14 protein-coding genes are annotated in these 13509 nt (G+C 62.7%); all 14 read left to right on the top strand.

The window, feature by feature from the left end; all coding sequences use genetic code 11:
- Positions 1–138: 138 nt before the first annotated feature.
- Positions 139–612, top strand: coding sequence for a 50S ribosomal protein L15 (gene rplO / locus ACFMPD_RS11885; protein ID WP_380994482.1), 474 nt, complete (start codon positions 139–141; stop codon positions 610–612).
- Between the two features lie 110 nt (positions 613–722).
- Positions 723–2087, top strand: coding sequence for a preprotein translocase subunit SecY (secY, locus tag ACFMPD_RS11890; protein ID WP_380994484.1), 1365 nt, complete (start codon positions 723–725; stop codon positions 2085–2087).
- Between the two features lie 474 nt (positions 2088–2561).
- Positions 2562–2930: a 30S ribosomal protein S13 gene (gene rpsM / locus ACFMPD_RS11895; RefSeq protein ID WP_380994486.1), complete on the top strand. Its 369-nt coding sequence runs from the start codon at positions 2562–2564 to the stop codon at positions 2928–2930.
- Positions 2931–2942: 12 nt separating this feature from the next.
- Positions 2943–3332, top strand: a complete 390-nt coding sequence (gene rpsK, locus ACFMPD_RS11900; RefSeq protein ID WP_380994488.1) for a 30S ribosomal protein S11 — start codon at positions 2943–2945, stop codon at positions 3330–3332.
- Between the two features lie 115 nt (positions 3333–3447).
- Positions 3448–4464 carry a DNA-directed RNA polymerase subunit alpha gene (locus tag ACFMPD_RS11905; protein ID WP_380994490.1) on the top strand — a complete coding sequence of 339 codons (1017 nt, stop codon included), beginning with the start codon at positions 3448–3450 and terminating at the stop codon, positions 4462–4464.
- Between the two features lie 180 nt (positions 4465–4644).
- On the top strand, positions 4645–5067 hold the full coding sequence (gene rplQ / locus ACFMPD_RS11910) for a 50S ribosomal protein L17 (RefSeq protein ID WP_380994493.1): 423 nt from the start codon (positions 4645–4647) through the stop codon (positions 5065–5067).
- 140 nt (positions 5068–5207) lie between these two features.
- Positions 5208–6602: a trypsin-like peptidase domain-containing protein gene (locus ACFMPD_RS11915; protein ID WP_380994496.1), complete on the top strand. Its 1395-nt coding sequence runs from the start codon at positions 5208–5210 to the stop codon at positions 6600–6602.
- Positions 6603–6604: 2 nt separating this feature from the next.
- Positions 6605–7912 (top strand): replication-associated recombination protein A, encoded by a 1308-nt coding sequence (locus ACFMPD_RS11920; protein WP_380994498.1) that lies wholly within the window; start codon positions 6605–6607, stop codon positions 7910–7912.
- A 161-nt stretch (positions 7913–8073) separates the two neighbouring features.
- Entirely contained in the window at positions 8074–8454 is a 381-nt protein-coding gene (gene crcB / locus ACFMPD_RS11925) for a fluoride efflux transporter CrcB (RefSeq protein WP_380994501.1), read from the top strand.
- Positions 8451–9494: an RluA family pseudouridine synthase gene (locus ACFMPD_RS11930; RefSeq protein ID WP_380994504.1), complete on the top strand. Its 1044-nt coding sequence runs from the start codon at positions 8451–8453 to the stop codon at positions 9492–9494. Before crcB ends, ACFMPD_RS11930 begins: the two co-directional genes overlap by 4 nt.
- Positions 9491–10177: an HAD-IA family hydrolase gene (locus ACFMPD_RS11935; RefSeq protein WP_380994506.1), complete on the top strand. Its 687-nt coding sequence runs from the start codon at positions 9491–9493 to the stop codon at positions 10175–10177. The genes ACFMPD_RS11930 and ACFMPD_RS11935 overlap by 4 nt, the downstream gene beginning before the upstream one ends.
- Positions 10174–10878, top strand: coding sequence for an ATP12 family chaperone protein (locus ACFMPD_RS11940; RefSeq protein ID WP_380994508.1), 705 nt, complete (start codon positions 10174–10176; stop codon positions 10876–10878). Before ACFMPD_RS11935 ends, ACFMPD_RS11940 begins: the two co-directional genes overlap by 4 nt.
- A gap of 211 nt (positions 10879–11089) precedes the next feature.
- Positions 11090–12106: an amino acid ABC transporter substrate-binding protein gene (locus tag ACFMPD_RS11945; RefSeq protein ID WP_380994511.1), complete on the top strand. Its 1017-nt coding sequence runs from the start codon at positions 11090–11092 to the stop codon at positions 12104–12106.
- 134 nt (positions 12107–12240) lie between these two features.
- Positions 12241–13509 carry an amino acid ABC transporter permease gene (locus ACFMPD_RS11950; RefSeq protein WP_380994513.1) on the top strand — a complete coding sequence of 423 codons (1269 nt, stop codon included), beginning with the start codon at positions 12241–12243 and terminating at the stop codon, positions 13507–13509.

A 13509-nucleotide genomic window follows, 5' to 3' on the forward strand; every position in this document is an offset into this window, starting at 1 on the left:
AAGACACCCTTGATCCAACCGGCCACGCCGTCTATACGCGCCCGGTGGACCCGTGGGGTCCGCACGACTCACTGTATATAACGCCGCGTCTGACCGCTCCCGTCGCTGGGGGTCATTTCCGGCAGAAGGAGAAGCGACATGAAATTGCATGAACTGCGCGACAACGACGGTGCAACCAAAAAACGCAAGCGTATCGGCCGTGGTCCCGGCTCGGGCACCGGCAAGACCGGCGGCCGTGGCATCAAGGGCCAGAAGTCGCGTTCGGGTGTGGCCATCAACGGCTATGAGGGCGGCCAGATGCCGCTGTACCAGCGCCTGCCAAAGCGCGGCTTCAACAAGCCCAACCGCAAGTCCTTTGCCGTCGTGAACCTGGGTCTGATCCAGAAATTCATCGACGCCAAGAAACTGGACGCGGGTTCGGCCATCACCGAGGACGCGCTGGTCGCCTCCGGTCTGGTGCGGCGCAAGCTGGACGGTGTTCGGGTTCTGGCCAAGGGCGACATCACCTCCAAGGTGGACCTGCAGGTCACCGGCGCCAGCAAATCGGCCGTTGCCGCGGTCGAGAAAGCGGGCGGCTCACTGACGGTCACAACTGCGACCGCAGCAGAATAACGGGTTGTGAGCGGCTGCCATGCCGCTTACATATCCCCAAGTTTTCCCATGACGCCGCCCGAGCCGGAAAACGGTTCCGGGCGGCGCTCGCATAAAAGAGACCGCATTTCATGGTATCAGCAGCAGAACAAATGGCGGCGAACACAAGCTGGTCTTCGCTGGGCAAAGCGACCGACCTGCGCAATCGCATCCTGTTCACCCTCGGGCTATTGATCGTCTATCGCCTTGGCACTTTCATTCCGGTGCCGGGCATTGACGGCGTCGCCCTGCGCGAATTCATGGAACAGGCGGGGCAGGGCATCGGCGGCATGGTCAGCATGTTCACTGGCGGCGCGCTGGGCCGGATGGGCATCTTTGCCCTGGGCATCATGCCCTATATCAGCGCCTCGATCATCGTGCAGCTGCTGACCTCGATGGTGCCGGCGCTGGAGCAGCTCAAGAAAGAGGGCGAACAGGGCCGCAAGAAGATCAACCAGTATACCCGGTTCGGCACCGTGGCGCTGGCCACAGTGCAGGCCTATGGGTTGGCGGTCAGTCTGGAATCGGGCGATCTGGCAACCGATCCCGGCATGTTCTTCCGTATGTCCACCATGATCACCCTGGTCGGGGGCACCATGTTCCTGATGTGGCTGGGCGAGCAGATCACCGCGCGCGGCATCGGCAACGGCATCTCGCTGATCATCTTTGTCGGCATCATCGCCGAAGTTCCGGCCGCCATCGCGCAGTTCCTGGCCAGCGGTCGTTCCGGCGCGGTCAGCCCGGCGGTGATCATTGGTGTCATCGTGATGGTGATCGCCACGATCACCTTCGTGGTGTTCATGGAGCGCGCCCTGCGCAAGATCCACATCCAGTATCCGCGCCGCCAGGTCGGGATGAAAGTCTATGACGGCGGCTCCAGCCACCTGCCGGTCAAGGTCAACCCCGCGGGCGTCATCCCGGCGATCTTCGCCAGTTCGCTGCTGCTGTTGCCGGTGACGATCTCGACCTTTTCGTCCGGCACGGCGACGGGGCCAATCATGTCCTGGCTGTTGGCCAATTTCGGCCCGGGCCAGCCGCTCTATCTGCTGTTCTTTGTTAGCATGATCGTGTTCTTTGCCTATTTCTATACCTTCAACGTGTCGTTCAAACCGGACGAGGTGGCAGACAACCTGAAGAACCAGAACGGGTTCGTGCCGGGTATCCGGCCGGGCAAGAAGACCGCGGAATACCTGGAATACGTGGTCAACCGTGTGCTGGTGCTGGGGGCGGCCTATCTGGCGGCCGTGTGCCTGCTGCCGGAAATTCTGCGCGGTCAGTTCGCCATTCCGTTCTATTTCGGCGGCACCTCGGTGCTGATCGTGGTCAGCGTGACGATGGACACGATCCAGCAAGCCCAGAGCCATCTGCTGGCGCATCAGTACGAAGGCCTGATCGAGAAATCGCAGCTGCGCGGCAAAAGCAAGAAACGCGGTCGACGCGGACCCGCCAGGCGCTGAGCGCCGGTGCATCGGGACCTTGGCCTGTACAGGTGGTCCCGCAACCGGGTCCGACGGATTGTACCGGTCCGCCCGTGCTGTTCGGTTTGAACCCGTCGGGTTGAACCTGTCGAACCGGTCCGCTGGCGTCCCCCGAAGTGCAGGGGGGGGACGACGATTTGGGGCGGTGGTTGTTTTTCGGACCGCCGCAGCCCGGTGCCGCAGGGTTCGATCCGCGCTTTCCGAGGGGTGCTTTCTGACGCTTTACGTATGGTAAATGCCGCACTGCCGCGTGAGGCGGTGAATCGGGGGTTGACGCGGTTTGGGATTACTCCTACCTACCGCCATCTCTGCAAGAGAATCAATCATGCCGTGCGGATCGCAACCGCCCTGCAAACATGGACAATGCGAAGGCCCGGCGGCATCCGCCTCGGGCCTGATGTTGTGAAAAAAGGTTCCGGAACTACGGAACCGCAACGAAAAGGAAAGTGACACGTGGCACGTATTGCCGGCGTAAACATCCCGACTGCCAAGCGGGTCCCCATCGCCCTCACCTATATCACCGGAATTGGCAACGCGACCGCCAAATCCATCTGCGAAGCCGTGGGCATCGAGCCCTCGCGCCGCGTCAACGAACTGAGCGACAGCGAAGTTCTGCAGATCCGCGAACATATCGACGCCAATTGCAACGTCGAGGGCGACCTGCGCCGCGAAACCCAGATGAACATCAAACGTCTGATGGATCTTGGCTGCTATCGTGGCCTGCGGCATCGCCGCAATCTGCCGGTACGCGGTCAGCGGACCCACACCAATGCCCGTACACGCAAAGGCCCCGCAAAGGCCATTGCCGGCAAGAAGAAATAAGGGGGCGGATCGATGGCACGCGACAAGACACGCACCAAGCGCAAAGAGCGCAAGAACATTGCCGCCGGTGTGGCGCATGTGAACAGCAGCTTCAACAATACCAAGATCCTGATCTCGGACGTTCAGGGCAACGCGATCAGTTGGTCTTCGGCCGGCACGATGGGGTTCAAGGGATCGCGCAAGTCGACCCCCTATGCCGCCCAGATGGCCGCCGAAGACGCCGGCAAGAAGGCACAGGAACACGGCGTGAAAACGCTGGAAGTCGAAGTGCAGGGACCCGGATCGGGCCGCGAAAGCGCGCTGCGTGCGTTGGCAGCCGTTGGCTTCAATATCACGTCGATCCGCGACGTCACGCCGATTGCCCACAACGGTTGCCGTCCGCCGAAACGCCGCCGCGTTTAAGGACCGAATTCTGGACTGGGGTCGCGTGTTTTCGCACGACCCCAGTTTGTCGTTTTGAAACCTCGGGCGCTTGCATCTGACAGGTCATGGGATGCGGGCAGGAATGGAGGGACACATGATCCACAAGAATTGGGCAGAGCTGATCAAACCGACTCAGCTGGACGTGAAACCCGGCAATGATCCGGCGCGCCAGGCGACCGTCGTGGCCGAGCCGCTGGAACGGGGTTTCGGCCTGACGCTGGGCAATGCCCTGCGCCGCATCCTGATGAGCAGCCTGCAGGGCGGTGCGATCACCAGTGTTCAGATCGACAATGTGCTGCACGAGTTCTCGTCGGTGGCCGGCGTGCGCGAGGACGTGACCGACATCGTCCTGAACCTCAAGGGCGTCAGCCTGCGCATGGAAGTCGAAGGCCCCAAGCGCCTGTCGATCCAGGCCAAGGGTCCTGCCGTGGTGACTGCCGGGGATATCAGCGAAAGCGCCGGGATCGAGATCCTGAACCGTGATCACGTGATCTGTCATCTGGATGACGGTGCTGATTTGTTCGTGGAGCTGACAGTCAACACCGGCAAGGGCTATGTCTCGGCAGAAAAGAACAAGCCCGAGGATGCGCCCATCGGTCTGATTCCGATCGATGCGATCTATTCGCCGGTCAAGAAGGTCAGCTATGACGTGCAGCCGACCCGCGAAGGCCAGGTGCTGGATTATGACAAGCTGACCATGAAGATCGAGACCGATGGGTCGATCACGCCGGATGACGCGGTGGCCTTTGCCGCGCGCATCCTGCAGGATCAGTTGTCGATCTTTGTCAATTTCGACGAACCGGAAAGCGCCAGCCGTCAGGATGACGATGATGGTCTCGAGTTCAACCCGCTGCTGCTTAAGAAGGTGGACGAACTGGAACTGTCGGTGCGCTCGGCGAACTGTCTGAAGAACGACAACATCGTCTATATCGGCGATCTGATCCAGAAAACCGAAGCCGAGATGCTGCGCACGCCGAATTTTGGCCGCAAGTCGCTGAACGAGATCAAAGAGGTTTTGTCCGGCATGGGGCTGCACCTCGGTATGGATGTCGAGGACTGGCCGCCCGACAATATCGAGGATCTGGCAAAGAAATTCGAAGACGCCTTCTGAAGGCGTCGGCGACCCCGGACCTGATCCGGGGTCTCTGGGCCCGCAAGGCCCCGGGTCAAGCCCGGGGCGGGGGGCAAGAAAATGCCCGGACCGCCGGGGAATGACTGGGCAGATTGCCCCAAGGAGAGGGCTCCGCACGCATGGGGCTCCAGACAAAGTATAAATCGAAGGAGAAGTGAAATGCGTCACGCACGTGGATACCGCCGCCTGAACCGCACCCATGAGCACCGCAAGGCATTGTTTGCCAACATGGCCGGCTCGCTGATTGAACATGAGCAGATCAAGACCACCCTGCCCAAGGCCAAGGAACTGCGCCCGATCATCGAAAAGATGATCACGCTTGCCAAGCGCGGCGATCTGCACGCCCGCCGTCAGGCCGCGGCCAAATTGAAGGAAGACAAGGACGTCGCCAAGCTGTTTGACGTTTTGGGTCCGCGCTACAAGGATCGTCAGGGCGGTTATGTCCGGGTTCTCAAGGCCGGTTTCCGTTATGGCGACATGGCGCCGATGGCGATCATCGAATTCGTCGATCGCGACCGCGACGCCAAGGGTGCCGCCGACAAGAGCCGACTGGCAGCTGAAGAAGCGGCTGCAGAAGAATAAGGCCTCCGAAAACGGATCGGACGTCACGCCCCCCGCCTGCACAGGCGGGGGTTTTTTGCTTTTTCGGCAGATGTTCCGGCATGTCTTGCAATCGCCTGCGCCGGGTCGCATATCGACCCACAACAGGAAGGAAGACGCATATGATCCGCATGACCGTGGCCGCTCTGGCGCTTGTGCTGGCGCCCCTGTCCGTCGGCATGGCCGGTGCCGAAACCAGAATCCCGCAGTCGCGGACCGAAGTCTCGCTGGGTTTTGCGCCGCTGGTCAAGCAGGCTGCGCCGGCGGTCGTGAACATCTATGCCCGCCGCATCGTCGAGGCACGGCAGAGCCCTTTCATAAACGATCCGTTCTTTCAGGACTTTTTCCGCAGTTTCGCCAATCCGCAACCGCGGGTACAGAATTCGCTGGGCTCAGGGGTGATCCTGTCGGCCGACGGAATCGTGGTGTCGAATTTTCACGTCGTGGGGATGGCCACCGATATTCGCGTGGTACTGACGGACCGGCGTGAATATTCCGCCCGGGTGTTGCTGGGTGACCAGGAGAGCGATCTGGCGATCCTGCAATTGCAAGAGGCCGAGGACCTGCCCTTTCTGTCGCTGCGCGATTCCGATCAGGTCGAGGTCGGCGAACTGGTGATGGCGATCGGCAACCCCTTTGGCGTCGGACAGACCGTCACCAGCGGCATCGTCTCGGGCCTGGCCCGTTCCGGCGCGGCCACAGGGCAGGCGCGCGGCTATTTCATTCAGACAGACGCGGCGATCAACCCGGGCAATTCGGGTGGAGCGCTGATCGACGTCAATGGCGATCTGATCGGCATCAACACCTCGATCCTCAGCCGGTCCGGCGGTTCCAACGGCATCGGCTTTGCTATCCCGGCCAATCTGGTCGGGGAATTCGTGCATCAGGCACGGCTGGGTCATGACCGGTTCCAGCGTCCCTGGGCGGGCATGTCGGGTCAGCCGGTGAACTCCGATCTGGCCGAGTCGCTGGGTTTGGCAGTGCCCGATGGCATCGTGATTTCCGAATTGCACCCGGCCAGCCCCTTTGCCAGGGCCGGCATGGCGGTCGGGGACGTCATCACACATGTCGGCAGTCAGCCGGTGAATTCGCCGCAGGAGATGCTGTTCCGCATGACAGTGGCGGGCACCGGTGAAACCACCCAGGTGATCTGGATGCGCGATTCCGAACAGCGCGAAAGCACGGTCAGGATGCTGCCGCCGCCCGATGAGCCGCCAGCGCAGGAACGGACATTGGGCAAACGCACCGTGCTGCCCGACATGACCGTGGCACGGGCCAATCCGGCAGTGATCGCGCGGTTCGGATTGCCGCTGACGACGACGGGGGTTCTGGTCACCGATCCCGGCCCGCTGGGTGCCCGTGTGGGCCTCAAGACCGGCGATGTGATCCGCGCAATCAACGGGCGCGATGTCGAAACCAGCGACGATGTCGAAACGGCGCTGACCCGGCCGGGGCGGACAGTGCTTCTGGACCTGCTGCGGCGCGGACAGCGCCTGGGTCTGCGGTTCCGGCTCTAGGCATGGCGGATCTGTTCGATACCGGCGTCGCGCAACCGGCCCGCAACCGGCCGCTGGCCGACCGGTTGCGGCCGCAATCTCTGGCCGATGTGATCGGACAGGACCAGGTACTGGGTCCCGAAGGGCCGCTGGGGGCGATGCTGGCGGCGGGCAGCCTTGGCAGCCTGGTTTTCTGGGGGCCGCCCGGTGTTGGAAAGACCACCATCGCGCGGCTGCTGGCGGATGTCAGCGATCTGCATTTCGTGCAGATCAGCGCCATATTCACCGGCGTGCCGGACCTGAAAAAAGTGTTCGAGGCGGCGCGTATCCGGCGCCAGAACGGTCAGGGAACGCTGCTGTTCGTCGACGAGATCCACCGGTTCAACAAGGCCCAGCAGGACGGGTTCCTGCCACATATGGAGGACGGCACGATCCTGCTGGTGGGGGCGACGACCGAAAACCCCAGCTTTGAATTGAATGCCGCATTGCTGAGTCGGGCGCAGGTGCTGGTGCTGCAGCGGCTGGACCTGGCCGATCTAGAGCGGCTGACCCAGCGCGCGGAAAGGGAACTGGACCGCAAGCTGCCCCTGACGCCGGCGGCGCGCGCCGCGTTGCAGGACATGGCCGATGGCGACGGGCGCGCGTTGCTGAACCTGATCGAGCAGGTTGCGGCGTGGAAGGCCGACACCGAACTGGACACCGAGACGCTGGCAAACCGGCTGATGCGCCGGGCGACGAAATACGACAAGTCGGGGGATGAACATTACAACCTGATCTCGGCACTGCACAAATCGGTGCGCGGTTCGGACCCGGACGCCGCCCTGTACTGGTTCGCGCGCATGCTGACTGGCGGAGAGGACCCGCGCTATCTGGCACGGCGGATCATCCGCATGGCGGTCGAGGATATCGGCCTGGCCGATCCGCAGGCCCAGACGGTCTGCCTGCATGCCTGGGAAACCTACGAGCGCCTGGGCAGTCCCGAGGGCGAGTTGGCGTTGGCGCAGGCGGTCACCTATCTGGCGCTGGCACCGAAATCCAACGCCGGATATGCCGGGTTCAAGGCGGCGATGCGTTTGGCAAAACAGACCGGCAGCACGCCGCCGCCAAAACACATCCTGAACGCACCCACGGGGTTGATGAAGGATCAGGGCTATGGTGCCGGCTATGCCTATGATCACGACGCCGAAGACGGGTTTTCAGGCCAGAACTATTTCCCCGACGATGTGAAACGCCCGGTTCTGTATGCTCCGGTCGAGCGCGGGTTCGAACGCGAGTTGAAAAAGCGGCTGGACTATTTCGCCCGGCTGCGCGTCCAGCGCAACGCAGACTAGGGCGGTCGTCGCCAATCCCGGTTTGGGCGATACCGCACGTGGCTGGACCCTCTGTTTTGCGTCCCGTCGTCGCAGGGTGCCGGGTGCCCCCGGTCACCCCCGGGGGCGGACGCGTCCCGCGACTGCTTGACTCCGCGCGCGTCCCGCGCGACATCCCGCGCATGATTTCATCACTCTCTCTCGTAGCGCTTGGCGGCGCGATCGGCGCGTCCTTGCGCTATCTGGCCGGTATCGGCGTTGTGCGCCTGCTGGGCCATCAGGAATTTCCGCTGGCGATCATCACCGTCAACGTGATCGGGTCATTTCTGATGGGGGTCTTTGTGGTCGCCGCCGCACAGCGCGGGCTGACCGACTACAGCCCCTTCGTGATGACCGGTCTGCTGGGCGGCTTTACCACCTTTTCGGCGTTTTCACTGGAAACAATGACCTTGTTTACCCGCGGCGCGCATGGGCAGGCCGCGCTCTATGTGCTGTTGTCGGTCGGGCTGTCGGTCGGTGCTCTGGCGCTGGGGCTGGCCGCAGCCCGGGGAGCCCTGACATGAGCGGTGTGCAGTTGATCACGGTGCAGGCGGCGGATGGCGATCAGCGTCTGGACCGCTGGCTGCGCCGGATGTTCCCGCATGTCAGCCAAGGGCGCATCGAAAAGATGTGCCGCAAGGGCGAACTGCGCGTTGATGGCGGGCGGGTCAAGGCCGCAAGCCGGGTGATGGCCGGCCAGCAGGTTCGGGTGCCCCCCTTGCCGGACAGCGAACACCGCCCGGCACCGGCGCCCAGCCGGGTGTCCGAGGCGGACGCAAAGATGATCCGCGATTGCGTGATCTACCGCGACGATCATGTGCTGGCGCTGAACAAGCCCGCCGGATTGGCCGTGCAGGGCGGCAGTGGCCAGTCGCGCCATGTCGACGGGCTGTCCCCGGCGCTGCGCTTCGGTTCAGAGGAAAACCCGCGCCTGGTGCATCGTCTGGACAAGGACACATCGGGCGTATTGCTGCTGGCGCGGACCCGGCAGGCTGCCAAGGGGCTGACCGCTGCGTTCCGCCATCGCAGCACGCGCAAGATTTACTGGGCGCTGGTCGCCGGTGTGCCGACACCCTATCTGGGCGAGATCAAGACCGGCCTGGTCAAGGCCCCGGGCCACGGGCGTCAGGGCGAGGGCGAAAAGATGATTGCCGTGCACCCCGCCGAGGTGGACGACACCCCCGGCGCCAAGCGCGCGCACACGGTGTATGCCACGCTGTACCGGGTCGCCGGCCGAGCCGCCTGGGTAGCGATGGAACCGGTCACCGGGCGCACCCATCAGCTGCGCGCGCATATGGCTGCGATCGGGCATCCGATCGTGGGCGACGGCAAATATGGCGGCTCGGGTCAGGAAAATCAGGGTGACGGCTGGGGCGCGCAATTGGGCGGGGTCATCAGTAAGAAACTGCATTTGCATGCAAGGCGGCTGTCCTTTGAGCACCCCGAAACGAAAAAGCCGATAACGGTGACCGCGCCGTTGCCGCCCCACATGCAGGACAGTTGGTCCACGTTCGGCTGGACCGAGGATCTGGCCGCGGACGACCCGTTCGAGGAACTGCAATGAGCTGCCCGCCGCTGCGGCTGGTGATCTTCGATGTGGACGGCACCCTGGTGGACAGCCAGGGGGCAATTGTCGACGCGATGGCGGTGGCCTTTCGGACGATGGGCCTGCCGGTTCCGGCTCGGGCGGCGATCCTGTCCATCGTCGGTTTGTCGCTGGAACGCGCGATGGCGCATCTGGCACCAAACGAAGATGCGGAGACATGCCAGGGTCTGGTCGAGGCCTACAAGCGGGCCTATCAGACCGGGCGCGAAGCCGCCGGGGCGACGCAGATTTCACCATTGTATCCCGGGGCTCGCCGGACCATCGCGGCGCTGACCGCGGTACCGGACATCCTGTTGGGAGTCGCGACCGGCAAGTCGCAGCGCGGGCTTGCGGCGCTGCTGGACGGGCACGGGCTGGACGGCGTCTTCGTCACCCGGCAGGTGGCCGACCATCACCCCTCAAAGCCGCATCCGTCGATGATACATGCGGCGATGGCGGAAGCCGGGGTGCGGCCCCAGGACACGGTCATGATCGGCGATACCAGTTTTGACATGGAGATGGCCGCCGCTGCCGGGGTGGCCGGCATCGGGGTGACCTGGGGCTATCACCCGCCCGAGCGCCTGGGTGCGGCGCGATGTCTGATCGACGGTTTTGACCAGTTGCATACGACCCTGAGCGACATCTGGAAAGTGACGGCATGAGCGAATGGAAGCGGAAAAGGTTCTGGAAGACGGCCCGCGTGGCCGACGGGCCCGAGGGGTTCTCCGTCGAGTTGGACGGGCGCCCGGTGCGGACGCCGGGAAAGGCGCCGCTGGCCTTGCCGACCCGCGCCATGGCCGAAGCCATGGCCGCAGAATGGCAGGCCCAGGACGAGGTAATCAACCCGCTCAGCATGCCGGTCACGCGCTCGGCCAACAGCGCCATCGACAAGGTGCGCCCGCAGCATGCCGAAGTTGCGGACATGCTGGCAGACTATGGCGACAGCGACCTGCTGTGCTATCGCGCCGAAGCGCCGGCCGCCCTGATCCAACGACAGAGCGCGCAATGGGATCCGGCGCTGGACTGGGCGGCTGAAACCCTTGGCGTGCGCCTCCAGGCGCGGTGCGGGGTCATGCATCGGCCACAAGATTGCGGCGACCTGTCGGAGCTGCGCCGGCGGGTGCATGCGATGACCGATTTTCAGCTGGCCGGGTTTCACGATCTGGTCTCGCTGTCGGGGTCGCTGGTTCTGGGATTCGCCGCAGCGCTGGACTGGCGCGGCGCGCAGGAGATCTGGACCTTGTCGCGGCTGGACGAGCTTTGGCAACAAGAGCAATGGGGCGCCGACGAGGACGCCGAAGAAATGGCGGAAACCAAGCGTCTTGCGTTTTTGCACGCTAAGCGGTTCTATGATTTTTCTTAAGCAAGGGTGCGGCGATTTCCAGCGGGATTACTGCGGGGAAGTCGGCGGGTTGGCCCCCCGAATAGTTTGAACGATCCCTTGACGTTTGGGGATGAATCCGCCCAAACTTGGCCCCACAGAAGGGGATATCCCCTTTTCGCTGTTTAATCCGGCATGACTGGTGCCGGGTAGACCGCCTTTCAGCGTGGCGGAAAATCAGGAAGAGGTAAAAATGAAAAACTCCGTACTATTTGGCGCACTTACGGTCGCCGGACTGGCAGCGGGCGCTGCCGCCGCGGGCACGTTGGATGACGTCAAGGCACGTGGCAAGCTAAACTGTGGCGTGGTGACCGGCCTGGCGGGCTTTGGTGCACCGGACGCGAACGGCGAATGGAAGGGCTTTGACGTGTCCGTATGCCGCGCCGTGGCCGCCGCTGTGTTGAACGATGCCTCTGCCGTCGAATTTGTTCCGACCACGCCCAAGACGCGCTTTACCGCACTGGCGTCTGGTGAAATCGATATGCTGGCGCGGAACACCACCTGGACCTTTTCGCGCGATGTCGACCTCAAGTTCGATTTCGTCGGCGTGAACTATTATGACGGTCAGGGCTTTCTGGTACCCAAGGAACTGGGCGTCAGCTCGGCCAAGGAACTGGACGGCGCTACGGTCTGCATTCAGACCGGCACCACGACCGAACTGAATCTGGCGGACTTTTTCCGCAGCAACAACATCAGCTACGAGCCGGTTCCGATCGAAACCAACGCCGAAGCGCAGCAGCAGTATCTGGCAGGGGCATGCGACGTCTATACGACAGATGCGTCCGGGCTGGCTGCGACACGCGCCACGTTCGAAGATCCGTCCGCGCATGTTCTGCTGCCCGAAATCATCTCGAAGGAACCGCTGGGTCCGCTGGTCCGCCATGGCGACAACGAATGGGGCGACGTGGTCCGCTGGACCCTGAACGCGTTGATCACGGCCGAAGAGTTGGGCGTCACCTCGGCAAACATCAACGAGATCGGCGAAAGCTCGGACAACCCTGAGATCAAGCGTCTGCTGGGCATCGAGGGCACGCTGGGCGAGATGCTGGGGCTGGACGCGGACTGGGCCAAGCGCGCCATTCTGGTGGGCGGCAACTATGGCGAGATCTTTGCCAAGAACATCGGCGAGACCACGCCGATCGGGCTGGCGCGCGGCCTGAACGCGCAATGGACCGACGGCGGCCTGCTGTATTCGCCACCGTTCCGCTGAACATCATCCGGGAAAAGGGCGCAGGTTATCCTGCGCCCTTTTTCGTAAGACAGTACTGATAACAAATCCGGTTCTGCGTGAGTGGGGAAAACCCCGCCGAGAGACAGGACCGGAAAACAACAGGGGGCGACTTCATGTCCGCACTCAGCGATCCAGAAGATCAGCGATTCCGGCTGTCGATGCTTCTCTATGACACCCGGTACCGCTCGGCCACGATTCAGGTCATTGCCATGTTCGCCTTCATGCTGATGGCGGCATGGGTCATCAACAACGCGATCCAGAACTTGGATGCCTTGGGCAAGCCTGTCGAATTCACCTATTTTTCCGAGGTGGCCGGGTATGACATCAATCAGCGTCTGCTGGACTATAATTCCCGCGACACCCATCTGCGCGCGTCGCTGATCGGATTGCTGAACACGCTGATCGTGGCCTTTCTGGGGTGTATCTTGGCGACGATCATCGGCATCCTGGTGGGGGTGCTGCGCCTGTCCAACAACTGGCTGGTGTCGCGTCTGATGACGGTCTATGTCGAAACCTTTCGCAACGTGCCGGTGCTGTTGTGGATCGTCTTCGCCATGGCGATCCTGATCGAAGGCCTGCCCAGTCCGCGCGATTTTCGCGGCGACACTCCGGCCGCGTCGCTGGATCTGTTCGGCTCGGTCGCCATTACCAACCGTGGTGTCTATATCCCCGAACCACTGTTCTCGCGTTCGTTGGGAAATATCCACTTCTTTGGCGACAGCAGCCTGCGGTTCGACGTGTCGTTGGATCTGATCGCCATCCTGGCAGTGCTGGCCGTCAGCATCTTTGCCATGCGCAAGGTTGCGGTCCGGGCCGCGCGCATCCAGGAGGAAACCGGAATTCGTCCCACCATCTGGTATGTCGAACTGGGCATTCTTGTGGTTCCGATGCTGGCCCTGCTGGTGGCTCTGGGCTTTCATCTTGGTTATCCTGAACTCAAAGGGTTCAATTTCAGCGGCGGCACCCATATGCGCAACTCGCTGATCGCGCTGTGGCTGGCCCTGTCCTTGTACACGGCCGCCTTTATCGCCGAGATCGTGCGTGGTGGCATCCTGGCCATATCCAAGGGACAGACCGAGGCCGCGGCCGCTCTGGGCCTGCGGCCGGGCAAGATCATGAGGCTGGTGATCCTGCCCCAGGCCTTGCGGGTCATCATCCCGCCGCTGATCTCGAACTATCTGAACCTGACCAAGAACAGTTCGCTGGCGATTGCCGTGGGGTACATGGATATCACCGGCACGCTGGGCGGCATCACAATGAACCAGACCGGACGAGAACTGGAATGCGTTCTGCTGCTGATGCTGGTCTATCTCGCGATCTCGTTGTCCATTTCCGGGGTGATGAACTGGTACAACAAGCGCGTCAAACTGGTGGAGCGGTAA

The sequence above is a fragment of the Sedimentitalea sediminis genome, assembly GCF_042687825.1.
In the GTDB taxonomy this organism is placed as follows: domain Bacteria; phylum Pseudomonadota; class Alphaproteobacteria; order Rhodobacterales; family Rhodobacteraceae; genus Sedimentitalea.